Raw genomic sequence first — 17921 nt, forward strand, 5'->3', positions numbered from 1 at the left:
CGTGCATACATCCTATGCATTCTCCAAAGACCATGAATGATCAGGAAATCGCTTTCGACCGCGAGCTCATCCGCCGTTTCGACGTAAACGGCCCGAGATATACATCTTACCCGACTGCTGACCGTTTTGTCGAAGGCTTTACGGCTGACTACTACGTGCATTGGTTGGGGCGGCGAGGAGAGGTGCCTCCCAGCCGTCCCCTTTCTCTATACGTTCACATTCCATTTTGTCCGACAATCTGCTACTACTGCGCCTGCAACAAAATCATCACGAAAGATCACGGCCGCTCGGCGAAATATCTTACCTATCTAGGCAGGGAAATGGATCTGGCGCTGGCTGCACTCGGTGGCACGCGTGAAGTTATCCAGATGCACTGGGGTGGTGGTTCGCCGAGTTTTCTTGCAGATGATGAAATGCGCCATCTGATGGATATGATCCGTAGCCGTTTCCAACTGCTGCCCGAGGGTGAGTATTCGATTGAGATTGATCCGCGCAAAGTCAAAGGAGCTACGGTTGCACTACTGGCTGAACTTGGCTTTAATCGCATGAGCATCGGCGTGCAGGATTTTGCACCGGAAGTGCAACAAGCCGTTAATCGCATTCAGAGTCTGGAAGAAACAAGGCGCGTCATGGATACGGCACGTGAGTGTGGCTTCAAATCGCTAGCGGTAGATCTTATCTATGGCCTGCCTAAACAGAATGTGATTGGTTTTAATCACACGCTGGACGAGGTAATCAAACTCGGCCCGGATCGTCTCTCGATCTATAGCTATGCCCATGTGCCTAATCAGGCCAAACCACAGCGTCGCATTAGCGAAGCCGATTTGCCCACCGCTGATGAGCGCTTGCAGATTCTGCAACTGGCGATTCGCCGCTTGACCGATGCAGGGTATGTTTTCATTGGTATGGATCATTTTGCCAAACCCACGGATGAGCTGGCCATCGCTCAGCGTCAGGGGCGCTTGCATCGTAATTTTCAGGGGTATTCCACACATGCTGAAGCGGACTTAATGGCCTTTGGAGTTTCTGCTATCGGCAAGATCGGCCCTAGCCACGTACAAAACGTGCGTACCCTGAATGATTACTATGATCGTCTTGATCGCGGCATACTGCCTGTGCTGCGCGGGATTCAGCTAACCCCCGATGATTTGTTGCGACGCAGTATCATTCAGGCACTGATGTGTCACTTCACCTTGCCCATCGAATCTTTCGAGCTTGCCCACTTGATCAATTTCAAATCCTATTTCGCGACAGAATTAGCTGATCTGGCGGTGATGGAAAAAGATGGCCTGGTTACGATGACTGATCAATGGATTACAGTCAATCCTCCTGGCCGTCTGCTAGTGCGGGCAATTGCCATGGTGTTTGATCGCTACCTGCGTTTCGACCGGGAGCGGATTCGCTACTCAAAAGTTATTTGAGCACACACAAGACAGGACAGCACAAGATAACCGATGCATGACACTGGTTTTTTCGCGGTATTCCTCGTTGGGTTGCTCGGTGGGGTGCACTGTGTGGGCATGTGCGGTGGCATCGTTTCCGCACTGACGGTACAGATCCCTCGCCAAAAAGCGCCGTGGTCAATCCACCTGGCCTATAACCTTGGCCGTATCGGCAGTTACATGATGGCAGGTGCCTTGATGGGCGCAGTGGGCAGCCTCGGGCTGTTACTTAATCATTGGTTGCCAATGCAGATGACGCTCTACATAGCCGCCAACCTGATGTTGATTGGCCTGGGTCTTTATCTTACGGGCATGACTCAGACGCTGGCTTTTGTCGAGCGCGCCGGACAATGGTTGTGGCGACGAGTGCAGCCACTGACCCGTCGTTTTTTGCCTGTGCGTGGGGTGGCACAAGCCCTGCCGCTGGGCATGTTGTGGGGTTGGTTGCCCTGTGGGCTGGTGTATAGCGTGCTGGCGCTGACCCTGCTTTCCGGAAGCCCGGTGCGCGGTGCTTTGATCATGCTCGCCTTTGGCCTTGGTACGCTACCTAATCTCATGCTGGCGGGGCTGCTGCTGGTGCGCTTTCGCCGCGTTATTCAGGGCCGTGCGTTGCGTTTTGGCAGTGGTTTTCTGGTCCTGGCGTTTGGTGTGTGGGGTCTTGTCAATGCCACCACGCTCGGTGGCAAGCTATGGCAGGGCATCATCTGCCACGTTGAATAAAGTCGGCGCTGGTGACACGCCGCGAAACCTTGAGTCCGTTTCTGGAAAGTCCCCTTGGGGGCGGCGTCGCCTGGACGCCTTATGCGGGAGAATCGCACCCCAAGGCTTATCGATGAATCTGTGGATCAGTTGATTCAAGTCAACTGGGGTTCGGCATAGTTCATTTACCCTTCGCAGCAGTTAGCGCTGAAAAATCATCATGCGGCAGCAGTGGCTTGGTTTCTGAACAGCGTGCTGTTCTGCGAAATTTCAAAAAATATGCTGAACAAAAAAAAGAGGAGAGTGCAATGGCTGTGACACGATTAAGCTACATGAGCATCCGTGCCCTGGATCTCACTGCGAGCGAAAAACATTACACCGATGTGGTTGGTTTGCGAGTTACCGGGCGGCGGTCTGGCCAGGTCTACTTGCAAGCACATGAGTCGCAAGATCATCACTGCATTATCCTTAATGCTTCTGACCGTGCTGGATTGGATCACGCCGGTTTCAAAGTGAGTGACATCAATGATTTGATGGAAGCTGAAATCGCCGCCAGCGACTGGGGGCTGGCCACGCGCCGTGTCGCCAGTGGCGACATTCTGGGGCAGGGCGACGGGCTCATGATCACCCTGCCATCCGGGCACATCTTCAACCTCTTTTATCATTCCGAGAAAATTGGCTACAGCTACGGCATGAAAGATCCGGACATCATTCTTGATCACGTCGATGGTATTTCGCCTGTGACACATCTTGACCATGCCCTTCTGGCTGGAAACGATTGCGATAAATCCGTCAAGTTTTTGATGGAAGCATTGGACTTTAATCTGACCGAAACGATCCTTGGGCCCGATGGCAGTTCATTCGCTTTCTTTTTGACGACGAGCAGTACGATTCATAATCTTGCCTTTGCGCCCGGGCCACCCAATAGTCTGCACCACATTGCTTTTTATGTGAATGACCGGGCGGATGTGATTCGTCGTGTCGATATGCTCAAGCGCAGAAAAATCACGACGCTGGACTACGGCATCAGCCGCCATGGCATTGGCGGAGTCACGACGACGTATTTCTTTGACCCTTCCGGCAATCGCAATGAATTCCAGTGTGGAATTTACGAAGCGCCAACTATCCGGGGCAATGCTCCTCCCATCGTCTGGGCGGGTGAGCATATTCCCAGAGGCGCTTTTTATTACGAGCGCGCCGTCCCGGCCAACTTCTTTGAAGTCGTCACCTGAAAATATACGAGGAGAAACGCATGAGTTTACTGCACCGTGGCATACATCGTCTGGGCTACGCGTGGATTGCCGCCAAGGATTCACGCCTTTTGAAAACCCGCGAGTTTTACACGCGTGAGCTGGGTTTGCTCGAAACCGGTAGCGAGCCTCACCGCGTTAGCTTCCGCTGCTGGCACGAACCCTATAAGTTTTCTTTCGTCGTCGATCACCGTGGCACCCCGGGGCTCGTCGAAATCGGCTTTCATGTTCGCGATGACAATGATCTTGAGACCTTTCAGCAAAAACTCACCGCAGCTGGCGTGATGGTTGACCGCGCTGATGCCAACAGTGTTCTGCAGGGGCTGGGCAAGTCCCTTGCGTTTACCGTTCCGGCGGGTCCGCGAATCCGGCTCTTTGCCACGATGGATCTTTTGGGTTATGTCACCGGTTACGAAGGCCCGGATTGGGTCGCACCGAAAGCCCTGCGTGATACCGCGGCGCCGCTCAATATCAATCACGTGGCCTTCACCTCGCCCGATCCAGTACAAGCCAGTGCCTTCTTCAGTGACGTGCTGGGTTTTCTTGTTTCGGAGACGGTGGTTGATGAAGCGGGTAAAACGATCTCCAGCCTGCTCTTTCGTATGGCGAAAAATGTTGGCGGGCAGGAGGTGGCGATTTATCCCGGCAAGGAAGTCAAGCTCCACCATGTTGCCTTCACCAAGGAAGATGCTTCGGACGTTATGGCCGATGGTTATTATCTGCGCAGCGATGGGGTGACAATTGATCTTCTGGGACCCTTGCGGCAGCCGTATGGCAATACTTTTTCGCTGTATTTTTATGACAGCAACGGAATTCGCCTGGAGCTGTGTTCAGGTGGCCGAATGACAGAAGTTCATCCGGAAATTCAGCCCGTTGTATGGTCAAAGGCCCATCTGCGTGAGGCGTTGTCCTATTACGATGAGGCGCTGGTGCCGGAGGAATTTTTCCTGCCTTGTGTGTAGAGGGTATGGTCAGTCGGAAGTAGGTAGTGGGTGGCATTGCATGGTCCCGTCTGCCTCACTTTCAGTGATACTGGTTTTTCCTCGCCGTGCACTGGTTATTCATCGATTATTCGCCGTATCGTCCAGACACGGATTCAAACCAGCGCCGACTTTTTAACGTTTTGGTTTTTCTTCTCTTTTAATTTAATCCCAAACACTTGCCCTGTGATGTTGCACAGTGACTGACTGGGATTCGCCTATCCAGTCAGGCCATCCGGCACGTAGATTTGCTTTGCGTGCCAATTTTCTCTCTTCAGGAGAGGCGTATTCCAGATCCCATTTTTTAAGGCGTGGCTTGACAATCAGGTTGTCCCATACCCAGGGAATAAAAGCGGCGGGGGCGCATATGAACACACTGGGCATTTCAGGTGCATCTTTGTGTACTTTCAATTTATAGAAAGGAAGAAATCCATCACGATGGTGGTCGATATGGTTGGTAATTTCAAGCCCGGCGATACGTGACATGGTGGAGAAATGATGCCACGTATGCCGATCTTCAATCGGTTGATTGGTGTCGCGTTGTAGTCCGTAGTGCTGTAAATAGTTGAGGGCTTCAAGGAGGAATTTAGTAGTTACCATGACGGACAAGGTGATAACACCTGCAAGCCAGCCTGCGTATAAACCGATGGCTAGCGGTGTGCCAAAAACAGCGACAATTCCCCAGAAGACGATGCTGCTGGGCCCCCATACACTTTTGTTTTTTGCGGCCATTCGGCGTTTTTCAAGCTCAAAGGTGTCGAGATAGGCTCCCTTGGTTGCACGCCAGATGAATTCATAAAATTTTTCCCCGCGAAGCGGGGTATCACTATCTTTTTCTGTATCAAAGTACAGGTGATGGGTGTGCACATGCCCTATGGCGCGGTGCGGGTCGAAAAAGAATGTGGCGGCGATGTTTGCCAAAAACCGCTCAACCGCACTGCGCCGATGCATTAATTCATGCGCAATCGGAAGATTGGGAACGGCGCTAATCCACACAAGGCTGGCAAAACTACCCAGCAACGCAAGGTTGTAGGAAGTTGCCGGGGGAAAGCCCTGCTTCATGCGCCAGGCAAACATGCCGTACATGACAAGCATGAGTACGACATGTAAATACAGCGAAAAATCGACAAGCAACGGATGATTGATCTTGCGGTTTTTGTAGTCGTTGGGTAGCAGCAGATCAAGTGCCAGCAAGACCAGATAGGTCGAGGCCCCGAGCCACACCCACTGCCCGCCAAGATAAAAGCCAAAAATTGCCGTCAACACCAATAGCGTATTGAAGTAATAACGTAAATAATCCACCATCGTTTATCCTCCTGATAAATGAATAAATCTTATGAACGAAATTCAAAAAATCTGCGTTTAAAACCTGCCGTTATATAAGTAAGGCACGATCCAGGCAGCCGACAGTTGATTAAAGAGAACCCTCTAGCTTGAAAGAGGGCTCTCTGACGTGCTATTAGGTATAGACCTCTGTAAAGGCAGGATTTAATTCGCGGGCGTGATAGAAAATCCCTTGACCCAGATGGGATTCGTCCCACGTGGTGACTGGGCGATCGGGTTGCGCAAGATAACCCAGCCCGGCAAATGTTTCATTGCGGTTGCCGGAGGGATCGAAGAAATAGATCGTCTCGCCACGGGTGATGCCATGACGCGTCGGGGTGACATCAATTCTGGTCTTGTTCTTCGACATGATGTCCGCCGCTTTGAGGATATCGTTCCAGTTATCCAGGAAGAAGGCAATGTGATGCAGACCGTTAATGGGGCCACCGACAAAGGCGATATCGTGCGGCGTAGAGGTGCGGAAAAGCCAGGTTGCCGCTTTGGCCTTGTCTGGGCCCACCAGAATCTGCTCGGATAGATAAAAATCCAGCACTTCCATGCAGAACTTCGTGTTTTCTTCTACCTTGTTGATGCCTTTTTCAGGGTTCATTTCACACATTAAGAGACAATGGTCGAGCCAGTGCGCACCTGTGCCCTTGATGTCATCCGGCCAAGGGTCGGGGTTGGTGGAGCCGACATCCGTATTGACAAATTCTTTTTGAGAATACAGGCGCATATCGTGCCCGCTGGGCAGGTTGAACTTGAGCATGCGGCCGACGAAGGGTAACGTGCCGGCAGGCTGGAATTCGGTTTTGATGCCATAGGCTTCGATGCGTTTCTGGAGGGCCTCGAGATCCGCATCATGTTCCACCTTGTAAGCCACGTGATTGACCCCTGCCTTATCCGCAGGGGAAAGGATGAGCGAGTATTTATCCCACTCATCCCAGCATTTGAGATACACATTGCCCTCTGCATCTTTGTGCGTGGTCTTCATGCCGACCACTTTTTCATAATGTTTCAACGCCGCACCCATATCCATAACGCGGATGTTGACGTGACCGATTCTCATGATGCCCATAACAATCTCCTTTAATTGTTTGATTGATTGCAGAGGTAAAAAACATAAACACCACCACTTGCAGGCGAGGATTTTTTCATGACTCGGAAGCGGGTACTTTGATCAAGGTCAACAAAATGTGACTTTTACAGAAGATCGAAACGGGCTTGCTCGGAAAATACAAAATCGCCTGTTGTGTTGATATAGATCAAACATGGGCGCGGGGGTGGTTGTTAGGCTACACGACGCAAAAGTTTGTTTTTGCTTTTTTTTTGTAAACCCCGAGGAGAAAATTGTGGTTCAAACAACGATGACACATGAAGAAGCCATCAAGCGTGCCGAATATATTGGTCAGGTGGCCGAAGAAGGGCTTTTTGAGGCAGACCGCAACAATGGGTATTCGAGCAAACTCAAGGATGCCATTCATGAAACGCAAATTCATCGCTTGCTGCGACCGAAAAAATACGGTGGATTTGGGCTGGGTCATGACACCATGGCAGAAGTCGTACGCACGGTTGCGCAGCATAGTGTTTCGGGCGCGTGGGTAACTTATTTCATGCCATTGCACGAGACTTGGGTTGCTATGTTGCCGCCCAGGGCGCGCGAAGAGATTTTTGCCTCCGATCAGTTCGTTTCCGATATTTTCTTTCCGATTGGCAAAATTGAATACGTCGAGGGAGGTGTGCGTCTCAGCGGGGAATGGAAGTGGGGAAGCGGTATTGATTTTTGTGGCTGGATTGGCCTGGGCGCCATGGTTGATGTCCCTGGGCAACCTGGTGGTCCGCAGCCCTGCCTGGTGACAGTCAAGGTATCCGAAGGAGAGATTGTCAAGGACTGGAATGCCTTCGGTCTGAATGGCACAGGGAGCAATACCTTCCGCATCAATAATGTTTTCTCGCGCTGGGATATGGTGTTGCCCCTGGGGGCTATCAAGAAGAATACCGTACCTATCGGTGGGGATTATGACCCCAACGAGCCGGTTTATCGCGTGCCCTTTGGTCCCGCTTTCTGCGTCGGTTTCGGAGCGATTTGCGTGGGTGCTGCGCAACGCTTGCAACGCGAATTGCACGAGCGTATTCGTAGCCGGCAACGTGTCGTACTCGGCATGAAAGAGTGGGAATCTCCCGTGGCGCAGCGCAACCTTGGTGAAGTGACGACTCAGGTTGAGACGATCGAAGCGCTGTTTGGACGCTATGTCAATCAGTTGAAAGACTGGTGCAAAGTTGGCAAAACTTCTATCGAATCTGAAGAAGAAGCCCGCATGGCGGCTTGGCGTGCCTATATATCGCGTAGTGCATCGCAGATTGGTTTCCGCTCGCTGGAGCTTCTTGGAGGGGCTGCTGCGTATCGCGGCGATCTGGTGGAAGTCTTCGCCCGGGATTTGCTGATGATTTCCATTCACGTTGGTCAGGCGTACGAAGACCACATGATGTTTTACGGTCGCGCTCAATACGGCATGAGTCAGCATCCGCTAGTTTAAAGATGCAAAGGCGTTCGTCGTCAGCTTTTAGCCTGCATTCAGACTTGCGTTCGTTTTATCTGGAAACCGTCCGATGTGAAAAACATCGGGCGGTTTTTTTCGTGTTTTTGGTTTTTGTGTTTTTGTTTGCGTTTCGCTGTTTTTTTACTTTCGTTGATTTAAGTCAACACGCGAACCAGTCAGGATTTTTAGGATAGCAGTGCTTTCATCAAAAGTATGAGGCGCTTCGAGTTTGTGCAGGCTGGGTTTGTTGCTTGTGTGCGGGTTATGCCTATTTCAGTAACTGGCGCCTTGTTTGGTGGTATGCGGCTAAAGAGGTTGAAAGACCCAGTCATTAAGGGTTATCGGGAGAGAGGAATGTTACAAAAAGTCGTGACACATGAAGAGATCATCAAACGTGCTCATGCGCTAGGCAAACTGGCGGAATCAAAACTGACCGAGGCTGATGCCAATGGCGGCTATGACAAGGAGTTTCGCGATGCCTTGCATGAGACCGGCATTCACCGGATTTTGCGCCCCAAACGCTATGGCGGCTTAGGTTTGAGCCACCGGACGATGCTCGAAGCCGTGCGTACCGTCTCGCAATATAGCGTTGCGGGTGGCTGGCTCACGCTATTCATGCCGGCACATGAATGTTGGGTAGCCATGTTGCCCCCCAAGGGCCGAGAAGAAATCTTCGGCTCGGACGAATTCGTTGCCGACATTCTCTACCCGATAGGCAAAGTCGAGTATGTCGAAGGGGGTGTGCGTTTGAGTGGCCGCTGGCAGTGGGGAAGCGGCATCGAGATGTGTGGCTGGATTGGCCTGGGGGCAATGGTCGATCTGCCAGGCGAGCTTTTCGGTATCGAAGGTGGGCCGCAAGCTTGTTTATGCACGATTAAAGTGTCTGAAGGTCACATCATCCGCGACTGGAAAGCTTTTGGCCTCAATGGTTCAGGCAGCCATTCGATCGAAGTCAAAGATGTATTTGTGCCCTGGCATCGTGTTTGCCCCCTTGCAGCCATCAAGAAAAATGCCGTACCGATTGGCGGTGAATTCGATCCTGAAGAAGCGGTTTATCACACGCCATTTGGGCCGGCGTTTGCCATTGGCTTTGCCACGATTGCCCTTGGCGGTGCACAACGTTTGCAACGTGAGCTGCGCGAACGGTTACGCAATCGGCAGCGTATCGTGCTCGGTATGAAAGAGTGGGAGTCCCCCGTGGCGCAACGCAACCTGGGTGAAGTCACCACGATGGTTGAAACTGCCGAAGCGCTTTATGAGCGCGCCTTGCAGCAAATCGAGAGTTGGACAAGTCAAGGCAGAACCTCCGCCTCCGAAGAAGAGCAAGCGCGGGTTGCGGCATGGCGCTGCAATGTGGGTCGCATTGCAGCGCAGGTGGGGTTTCGCACCATGGAATTGCTTGGTGGAGCCGCAGCCTATCGTGGTGACCTGGTGGAGGTCTTTGCCCGCGATCTTTTCATGATGTCCATCCACTTTGGTCAGGCGTATGACGACCACATGATGTTCTATGGCCGTTCGCAATACGGGTTAAGTGCGCATCCGCTGGTCTGAATTTCGTTTTTAAACTATATAAGGAGGTTAAATCATGGCAATCGTGACTGAATTGGGGTACATGGGTTTGGGTGTGTCGAATATGACGGCATGGCGCGAATATGCCTCGCAGGTGCTGGGGCTGGAGGTTTTTGATGAGGGCGAAAAAGATCGCTTTTACCTGCGGATGGACTACCAGCATCACCGCTTCATCGTTCATAACAGTGGCACGGATGATCTGGATTATCTAGGTTGGCGTGTTGCAGGGCCTGAGGAATTCGACGAGATGAAGCGCCAGCTCGAAGCCGCAGGCGTGGAATTTCTCCAATGTGATGCGGCAGATTGCGAAGAGCGCCGGGTGCTTGATCTCATCAAGTTTTTAGATCCCGGTGGCAATCCTACGGAGATTTATCACGGCCCGTTGATTGACTCTCACAAGCCTTTTCACCCGGGGCGCGGTATGCATGGCCGTTTTGTGACGGGAGATGAAGGCTTGGGTCACCTCATCCTTCGGCAGACCGATGTACAAAAAGCCTACCGGTTTTATACCGATGTGTTTGGTATGCGTGGATCGATCGAGTATCACCTGCAAGTGCCTCAAGCCGGGATTGTTGCCAAGCCTGTTTTCATGCACTGCAATGGTCGCGATCACACCGTGGCTTTTGTTGGCGGGCCTGCACCCAAGCGGATCAATCACCTCAAGTTTGAAGTGGATAATATTGATGATATTGGCATGACGCATGATATTGTGCGCGATAGAAAATTACCGGTGCATTTGAAGCTCGGCAAACACGCTAATGACCACATGCTGACTTTCTATCATGTCAATCCATCGGGCTGGCTAGTCGAGTATGGTGGGGTAGGTCGTAAAGCGACCCATCAATCCGAGTACTACGAGTACGACATCTGGGGTCATGACAACGAAGAGCCCGGCTATGGTCTGGACCTTCGCTTGCGCTACGACTGGTCGAAAAAGTAAGTTGCTTGATTCTCCGTTTACTCCTCCTAAGGTTGGGTGAAGGAAATCCTCTCCGTTGCACCCTTCCTTTTTAACCATGCATTCTTTCCTCCGTGAGCGAATGCATGGTTTTTTTTATGAAAAATCGGCGCCGGTGATACGGCATGGCAATTTTTTACCAGCGTGCTTCTGTGGCATGCAACGCGCCGTGGCCAGGATGATTGATGCTAAGACAGCGGCGAGACCCCGAACCACGCGGCATGGTAATACAGCACGAGCGCATAGGCGAGAAGGCTCGCAATCAGCAAGGATTTGCTGATTTCGCTCAAGACCAGGCGGTTGCGCCCCGTCAGTATGGCAAGGAAGGGTACATGGGAGGTTTGGCTGACATAGGCATCCCAAGCTGCTCCGAATTTTTTTCTATACTTGCGCTCCATGTTCAAAGGCCCCACCAGCCCCTGAAAGGCAAAGCTGCCAAAAAGCAGATGCCCTGCCCAATCGCCATTGACAATGAAATGCGCCAGCCCCCATAAGCCCAGCCCAATGAGTCCCGGGTTGCGGGTGATACGTAACATCCCCTTCACATTGACATCTTCCGGTGTGTTCTGATTGAGAATGCTCATGTTTTTGGCGAAGGTGCCCACGATAAAAAATACGAAGGCAAAGGCCATCAGGACAAGGGCCACCGGTTTCAAGTCCACTGCCTCGCCCCAGGTCTCGATATAAGGCGCATGGGCGTAGGCCCATCCCATCCAGAGAAGACTTACCAGCACTGCGAGCGAAAACACGGCGCGGAATATTTTTTCTCCCGTGATGGTAACAATCACGCGGCGCAAGGGGCTACCGGCAACCAGCCAGTGCAGGCCGAGGAACAGAGCGCAGGCTAAGCCTAGGGAAGTCAAAGGCAACATTTTTTCCTCCGGGGTTGAATTGAAACGACGAGAAAAGTAACACTTTCAGGCTATGCGTGCATGAGGAAAAGCGTAGTTTTTCAGCTTTCGTTGACCTGGATCAAGGTTGGGGGGGCGGCTTTGAAATTTAATGGGCGAGCGGGGAAATAAGAAAGTCGTCTCGTCATGTGTCCTGACCGGTACGAGAGTCACCCGTCGACGATGATCCATTGGTTCCATTGGTAAATGGCCAGCGGACGTTACCTTGCAGGTGTTAATTCTGAGGAGAAAATCATGGCATTACTTGGCAGACTCGATTGGTACAACCTTGCGCGCACCACCAACTGGACGCCGTCTTATGTGACGGAAGATGAACTTTTCCCGCCAGAAATGTCCGGGAGTATGGGAATTCCGCTCTCTGGTTGGGAGAGCTACGATGAGCCCTACAAGCAAACGTATCCCGAATATGTGAAAGTTCAGCGTGAGAAAGACGCCGGCGCTTATTCCGTCAAGGCAGCGCTTGAGCGTAGCGACATTTACGAAAAAGCTGATCCGGGCTGGCAGGCGGTATTAAAGCTGCACTACGGTGCTTTTCCGCGTGCCGAATATTCTGCCTCCACGGCGGAAGCGCGCATGGCGCGATTTGGTAAAGCCCCCGGTATGCGCAACATGGCTACCATGGGCATGATGGATGAAATGCGGCATGCCCAACTTCAGCTGTATTTCCCGCATGAGCTTTGCCCGAAAGACCGTCAGTTCGACTGGGCGCACAAGTCAGCCGATACCAATCACTGGGCTATCGTTGCGGCGCGCCATCTGTTTGACGACATGATGGTGACGCGCGGTGCATCGGAAGTTGCCCTGGGGTTGACGTTTGCGTTTGAAACAGGATTCACCAACATGCAGTTCCTTGGCCTAGCGGCGGATGCGGCCGAAGTCGGTGACTGGTCTTTCTCGAACATGATTTCGAGCATACAAACAGATGAGTCGCGCCATGCCCAGATCGGCGGGCCATTGGTGGCGATTCTTTTGGCGAATGGCAAAAAGCAGGAAGCACAGCGCATTGTGGATACGATGATCTGGCGTGCCTGGAAGCTGTTTTCTGCGGTAACAGGTTCCGCCATGGATTATTTCACGCCGGTAGCTGATCGCAAGATGTCCTTCAAGGAATTCATGCTGGAATGGATTGTGAGTCAATTTGAGCGCGCCTTGCTGGATTTGGGTCTGGATAAACCCTGGTATTGGAATCAGTTGGTTGCTGACCTGGATCATGCTAGCCACGCAATGCAAATGGGTTTCTGGTTCTGGCGTCCGATCATGTGGTGGAACACCCCCGCAGGCGTTACCGCTGAAGATCGTGCCTGGCTGGAAGAGAAATACCCGGGATGGTCGGAAACTTTTGGGACGGTGTGGGATGTCATCACCGATAATCTGTTGGAAGGCAAAAAAGAACTCACCTATCCAGAGACTTTACCGATGCTTTGCAATATGTGTCAGTTACCGATTGCGTCGGTACCGGGCCCGGCCTGGAAGGTCCGTGATTTCCCGCTTGATTACAAAGGTCGGACGTACCATTTCTGTTCAGAAGGCTGCCAGTGGTGTTTCGAGCAAGAGCCAGAACGTTACAAAGGTCATTTGTCCTTGATCGACCGCTTCCTGGCCGGCATGATCCAACCGCCCAACCTTGAAGGTGCGCTTAACTACATGAGTCTTGCACCTGGCGAAATCGGTGACGATGCACACAACTACGCCTGGGTGGAAACGATACGCGCGGCTCGCCAAAAAGCGGCAGCCTGAGGCGGCATTTGTGTTTTCCGGTGAAGGTCTGGTATCGATCTGACCCGTGTCATTCTTTTGGCCAGCGTCTTCACCAGATGAAACTTAAATTATTTCGAGGATTTAAATGATGGCATTATTCCCATTAACGTCAAATTTTCAGGGAGATTTTGTGTTGCAACTGCTTCCTGTGGATACTGAAAACACCATGGATGAAGTCGCCGCTGCGGCGGCGCATCACTCCGTCGGACGCCGTGTTGCGGCACGCCCTGGCCACATCATGCGCGTCCGCCGGCAAGGTGCCGGTGAGCTGATGCCGCGAACACTCAAGGTGAGTGAATCAGGACTCAAACCGATGGAATGCATCGAAGTGATCTGGGAATAAATCACCATGGCCTTTGCAAAAGTCTGCACGCTGGATGACCTGTGGGAAGGCGAGATGGAATCCTTTCAGATCAATGGTCAGGAAGTTTTGCTGTTGAGCATGGAGGGCGGTGATATTCGCGCCTATCAGGGGATTTGCCCGCACCAGGATATTTTGCTGGTGGAAGGGCAGTTCGATGGCAAGGCACTGATCTGCCGCGCGCACCAATGGATTTTCGATGCCAGAACCGGTGCGGGAATCAATCCGGATGATGCGTGTTTAGCGGAATATCCGGTCAAAGTAGAAGAGGAAAATGTCTTTGTTGACACTGAAGGCGTTGTGCCGCTATTTGCGCATGTTTGAGTTTATGTCTGGATTTCTTTCGCAAGCTAACGATTCACCAGTTGAAGCCACTTGATCAGCATGGCTACTAATGAATGAAAAGGATGAAACATGAGTGATATATCTCAGTCGCACATTAACAACAAGGTAGGTCCGGTCATGCGTCAGGGTGATCTGGCCAAGGCAGTGGCTGAGGCTGCTGAAATCGATAATCCGGGCAAAGCAATCACGGTTGAAGATAAGCTGGCTTATCTGCGCATCCAGACGGATGGCGAAATGTTTCTTCAGCGGCAAACCATCGAAGACATGCTGGGGCGGCCATTCAGCATGAATGAACTGGAAGTCGATCTGGCCTCATTTGCCGGGCGGATTGATACCAAGGCGGATTACGTGCGATTTCATCACGCCCTGGTTTTGTAAATAGAGTTAACGAGGAGAGAACAATGAGTGAAGTCGAGGTTTTAAAACCGCTTAAAACATGGAGCTATCTTGCCAAGCGTCGTCGCAAGCCGAGCGAATACGAGATTGTTTCGACCAATTTGCTGTACAACACCCGCGATGCGAATGCGCCTTACGATCTCGATCCGGATCTCGCGATGAATCGCTGGTACAAGCGGTATCGCAACAACAGCCCCTTGCAGCATGACGACTGGAATGCCTTCCGTGACCCCGATGAATTGGTCTACCGCACTTACAACATGCTGCAAGACGGTCAGGAAACCTATGTGTTTGGTCTCTTCAATCAATTTAACGAAAGAGAGCATGACAAAGGGCTCGAACCTCGGTGGGTGGGTACCCTGGCCAGAATTTACACGCCGGGGCGCTATCTTTTTCACGCTCTGCAAATGGCATCGGCCTATCTCCAGCAGATGTCCCCTGCCAGCACGATTACCAATTGCGCTGCGTTTCAAGCTGCCGACTCAATGCGATGGTTAAGCCACACCGCTTACCGCACTAAAGAGTTGTCATTGACTTTTACTAGCAAGGGTCTTGGCGAGGACGAGCGGAAGTATTGGGAAGACGACGCTGCATGGCAAGGATTTCGGGTATTGATGGAGCAAGTGTTAACCACCTGGGATTGGGGTGAAGCTTTTGTGGCATTGAATCTCGTCGCCAAGCCGGCGATTGAGGAGGCCGTATTGCGTAAATTGGGTGAAGCCGGGCGTCATAACGGCGATACCTTGCTTGGCCTGTTGACGGATAGCCAGCTTCTGGATGCTGCCCGCCATCGCCGCTGGGCAACGGCCCTGGTCAAAATGACCCTCGAAAAATCAGGCAATGCAGAGGTCATCAAGCAGTGGATCGCAAAATGGGAGCCGCTTGCCGATCAGGCAATCGATGCCTTTTGTGCTGCCATGCCTGAAGTGCCCGATGCCGCAGCGGATGCCAAGAGCGCAACACGCGATTTTCGGCGTTCGCTGATGCTTTGATGCACTGCTGATCCTCCCCAAATAGGCAGGAATCAGGTGTTTTAGCTAGAGATCATTCGCCAGAAAGTCGGTCCTGGCGAGACGGCGAAGTAGATGGGCGAGCGATGTACCGGAAGAAGGCAGGGCGAGAAATGATTGAAATTTCTCGCCCTGTTTTTTTATGCTTATTCCAATTGAATTTGAAAGGACTTGCCCGAAGTGGCGATGTGCCCCGAGTGTCCTTTGTTCCTTATCGCCATTCACTGGATTCAGTGGTGAAGACCAAAACAATCAAATCTCCATTTTTCGGTCAGTTGTAACGAAAACAGTGTTTAGTTGACTTAAGTCAAGGTAGTGCCAATTGATGATTCCTAGAATCGAACCAACTTCTTCAGGAAGAAAACAACAGATCGGTAGCGATCGATATGTTGAGCAGGAATTAGTGAAAAAAGAGGGTTTTTAGCGTTGCGGTTCGTTGTGGTTTATTCAGCGGCTTAACGAGCTCGATCAATAAAAGGAGTTGATATGACAAACGTGAGTTCGTTAATTGATCAAAAAACAGGCGCCCAGAGCCGGCTGATTTATTCGGATCAGGCGATTTACGAGCAGGAGCTGGAACGCATCTTTGGCCGTTGCTGGCTGTTTTTAGCACACGAATCGCAGGTTCCGAATCCCGGTGATTTTTTTCGTACCTATATGGGCGAAGATGAAGTCGTGGTGGTGCGGCAGGATGATCGTTCGATCAGGGTTTTTCTGAATACCTGCACGCACCGGGGCAATCGTTTAACGCGCGCTGATCGTGGCAATGCGCGGGCTTTTTCCTGCAACTATCATGGCTGGGCGTTTGGCCTGGATGGCAGCTTGGTGACTGTGCCGCTGGAGAGCGAGGTCTATTTCAATGAAATCGACAAAAATCAGTTTCGGCTGGTGCCAGTTGAGCGGGTTGATTCCTACCACGGGCTGATCTTCGGCTGCTTTGACAAGAATGCGCCTTCCTTGGGGGAATATCTGGGTGACATGCGCTGGTATCTGGACGTGGCGCTGGATGCCATGCCAGGGGGGACTGAGTTGTTGGGCGCAACGCAGAAAGTCATCATTCATACCAACTGGAAGTTGTCTGTTGAAAATGTGTGTGGCGACGGCTACCACCTGGGTTGGTCGCATGGCGGTGCATTGAAAGCGACACAAAGTGGCGACTTTTCCGGTTTTACGGTAGGCAATTCAAGCGTGGATCTTGAAGGCGGCATGTCTGTCGCAGGGCTGAATGGCAATTCCGTCTTGGCGACACTGGATGGCGTTTCAGGTTACGCCTTTTATCCCAATCCCACATTGGCGTTGAAATATCTCTCGGAGAACCGCGCCAAAGCGGTGGAGCGGCTGGGCAAGTTGCGCGGCGAAAAGCTCTGGGGTTCGCAATTGAACTTGACGGTTTTCCCCAGCTTGCAGTTTTTGCCTGGGCTTAACTGGTTCCGCGTGTATCACCCCAAAGGCCCGGGCAAGATTGAAATGTGGACTTGGGCGATCGCTGAAAAGGCCATGCCAGACGAATTAAAACAGCAAATTCTGGATAACGAGCTGCTCACCTTTGGTCCTGCTGGCTTGTTTGATAACGACGATGGCGACAATTTGAGCGCCTGCACCGTGCAATCCCGTGGCTGGCGCACCCGGCAAATGCCGGTGTACACCAATATGGCGCTGGGGCGCTCAGGCAAGCGTGTCGGCCTGCCGGGCGATATTGCCTCGGGCGTGGTGAGCGAGCATAACCAGCGCTATTTTTATCGCCGCTGGCAAGAGCACATGCAGGCTAAGGATTGGTCTGAAGTGCCCCAATACAACCTGAACCCACTGGAGGCGAGCGATGAACAGCGCACTGTCCAAACCGCTTGAAGGGCCGGTGATGCTGGCTATTGATAAACACCTTGCGCTCCAGCAGCAACTGTTTCTTGAGGCGCGCTTGCTGGACGACGAACGCTATAACGACTGGCTGGGCTTGATTGATGAGGCAATTTGTTATCGCATGCCCATGGCCGAGCGGCGCTTCCGTAAAGATCGTAGCGCCCCCTTGGCTTTTGGTGGTGGCCGCATCTTTGACGAAAACAAGGGGCGGCTGACGATGCGTGTTGATCGCTTGCAGTCGGGTTTGGTGTGGGCGGAAGATCCGCGCAACAAAGTGCGTCGCATTGTGAGCAATGTAGAAATCTGGCAAGGCGTACAAACGAATGAGGCAGAGGTGCATTCGGTCGTGACTATCCATCGCAGCCGGATTGATGGTGAAGAAAAGCACTTTGTGGCGGGGCGTCGGGATGTCTGGCGCGAAACTGCCCAAGGCTGGCGGTTGGTTGTGCGGGATATTTCGCTCGACACAAGCGTCGTGTTGGATAGCAACATGAACACTTTATTTTAACAAGGAGGCATTTC

17 protein-coding genes are annotated in these 17921 nt (G+C 52.1%); 14 read left to right on the forward strand and 3 right to left on the reverse strand.

What is annotated here, in order from left to right; genetic code table 11:
* Positions 1 to 14 precede the first annotated feature (14 nt).
* From hemN to PG1C_RS06490, 4 genes are all read left to right on the forward strand, one after another.
* Positions 15 to 1421 carry an oxygen-independent coproporphyrinogen III oxidase gene (hemN, locus tag PG1C_RS06475; RefSeq protein ID WP_237218313.1) on the forward strand — a complete coding sequence of 469 codons (1407 nt, stop codon included), beginning with the start codon at positions 15 to 17 and terminating at the stop codon, positions 1419 to 1421.
* A gap of 33 nt (positions 1422 to 1454) precedes the next feature.
* Positions 1455 to 2162, forward strand: a complete 708-nt coding sequence (locus tag PG1C_RS06480; RefSeq protein ID WP_202636583.1) for a sulfite exporter TauE/SafE family protein — start codon at positions 1455 to 1457, stop codon at positions 2160 to 2162.
* 287 nt (positions 2163 to 2449) lie between these two features.
* A complete protein-coding gene (locus PG1C_RS06485) occupies positions 2450 to 3373 on the forward strand; it encodes a VOC family protein (protein ID WP_202636584.1) in 924 nt (307 codons plus the stop codon).
* A 20-nt stretch (positions 3374 to 3393) separates the two neighbouring features.
* Positions 3394 to 4353 carry a VOC family protein gene (locus tag PG1C_RS06490; protein WP_202636586.1) on the forward strand — a complete coding sequence of 320 codons (960 nt, stop codon included), beginning with the start codon at positions 3394 to 3396 and terminating at the stop codon, positions 4351 to 4353.
* 183 nt (positions 4354 to 4536) lie between these two features.
* On the opposite strand, the gene PG1C_RS06495 is transcribed toward PG1C_RS06490, so the two are convergent.
* Positions 4537 to 5676 (reverse strand): fatty acid desaturase, encoded by a 1140-nt coding sequence (locus PG1C_RS06495; RefSeq protein WP_202636588.1) that lies wholly within the window; start codon positions 5674 to 5676, stop codon positions 4537 to 4539.
* Between the two features lie 154 nt (positions 5677 to 5830).
* Positions 5831 to 6763 carry a catechol 2,3-dioxygenase gene (locus PG1C_RS06500; RefSeq protein ID WP_237218314.1) on the reverse strand — a complete coding sequence of 311 codons (933 nt, stop codon included), beginning with the start codon at positions 6761 to 6763 and terminating at the stop codon, positions 5831 to 5833.
* A gap of 283 nt (positions 6764 to 7046) precedes the next feature.
* On the opposite strand from PG1C_RS06500, the gene PG1C_RS06505 reads away from it, so the two are divergent.
* The 3 genes from PG1C_RS06505 (at position 7047) to bphC (ending at position 10743) form a co-directional block, all read left to right on the forward strand.
* Entirely contained in the window at positions 7047 to 8231 is a 1185-nt protein-coding gene (locus PG1C_RS06505; RefSeq protein ID WP_202636592.1) for an acyl-CoA dehydrogenase family protein, read from the forward strand.
* A 357-nt stretch (positions 8232 to 8588) separates the two neighbouring features.
* Positions 8589 to 9785 carry an acyl-CoA dehydrogenase family protein gene (locus tag PG1C_RS06510; protein ID WP_202636594.1) on the forward strand — a complete coding sequence of 399 codons (1197 nt, stop codon included), beginning with the start codon at positions 8589 to 8591 and terminating at the stop codon, positions 9783 to 9785.
* A 34-nt stretch (positions 9786 to 9819) separates the two neighbouring features.
* Positions 9820 to 10743: a biphenyl-2,3-diol 1,2-dioxygenase gene (gene bphC / locus PG1C_RS06515; RefSeq protein ID WP_202636596.1), complete on the forward strand. Its 924-nt coding sequence runs from the start codon at positions 9820 to 9822 to the stop codon at positions 10741 to 10743.
* Between the two features lie 206 nt (positions 10744 to 10949).
* On the opposite strand, the gene PG1C_RS06520 is transcribed toward bphC, so the two are convergent.
* Entirely contained in the window at positions 10950 to 11633 is a 684-nt protein-coding gene (locus tag PG1C_RS06520; protein WP_202636598.1) for an NnrU family protein, read from the reverse strand.
* 273 nt (positions 11634 to 11906) lie between these two features.
* Here PG1C_RS06520 and PG1C_RS06525 point away from each other — a divergent pair, with 273 nt between their 5' ends.
* From PG1C_RS06525 to PG1C_RS06555, 7 genes are all read left to right on the forward strand, one after another.
* Positions 11907 to 13409 carry an aromatic/alkene/methane monooxygenase hydroxylase/oxygenase subunit alpha gene (locus PG1C_RS06525; RefSeq protein ID WP_202636600.1) on the forward strand — a complete coding sequence of 501 codons (1503 nt, stop codon included), beginning with the start codon at positions 11907 to 11909 and terminating at the stop codon, positions 13407 to 13409.
* Between the two features lie 106 nt (positions 13410 to 13515).
* Positions 13516 to 13773 carry a toluene-4-monooxygenase system B family protein gene (locus PG1C_RS06530; protein ID WP_237218315.1) on the forward strand — a complete coding sequence of 86 codons (258 nt, stop codon included), beginning with the start codon at positions 13516 to 13518 and terminating at the stop codon, positions 13771 to 13773.
* A 6-nt stretch (positions 13774 to 13779) separates the two neighbouring features.
* On the forward strand, positions 13780 to 14115 hold the full coding sequence (locus PG1C_RS06535) for a monooxygenase system ferredoxin subunit (protein WP_202636603.1): 336 nt from the start codon (positions 13780 to 13782) through the stop codon (positions 14113 to 14115).
* A 90-nt stretch (positions 14116 to 14205) separates the two neighbouring features.
* Positions 14206 to 14514: an MmoB/DmpM family protein gene (locus tag PG1C_RS06540; protein WP_202636605.1), complete on the forward strand. Its 309-nt coding sequence runs from the start codon at positions 14206 to 14208 to the stop codon at positions 14512 to 14514.
* 23 nt (positions 14515 to 14537) lie between these two features.
* Positions 14538 to 15524 (forward strand): aromatic/alkene monooxygenase hydroxylase subunit beta, encoded by a 987-nt coding sequence (locus tag PG1C_RS06545; RefSeq protein WP_202636607.1) that lies wholly within the window; start codon positions 14538 to 14540, stop codon positions 15522 to 15524.
* Positions 15525 to 16028: 504 nt separating this feature from the next.
* Positions 16029 to 17390 (forward strand): aromatic ring-hydroxylating dioxygenase subunit alpha, encoded by a 1362-nt coding sequence (locus PG1C_RS06550; RefSeq protein WP_202636609.1) that lies wholly within the window; start codon positions 16029 to 16031, stop codon positions 17388 to 17390.
* On the forward strand, positions 17362 to 17907 hold the full coding sequence (locus PG1C_RS06555) for an aromatic-ring-hydroxylating dioxygenase subunit beta (RefSeq protein ID WP_202636611.1): 546 nt from the start codon (positions 17362 to 17364) through the stop codon (positions 17905 to 17907). Before PG1C_RS06550 ends, PG1C_RS06555 begins: the two co-directional genes overlap by 29 nt.
* Positions 17908 to 17921: the final 14 nt, after the last annotated feature.

The organism is Rugosibacter aromaticivorans (genome assembly GCF_000934545.1).
GTDB classification, from domain to species: domain Bacteria; phylum Pseudomonadota; class Gammaproteobacteria; order Burkholderiales; family Rhodocyclaceae; genus Rugosibacter; species Rugosibacter aromaticivorans.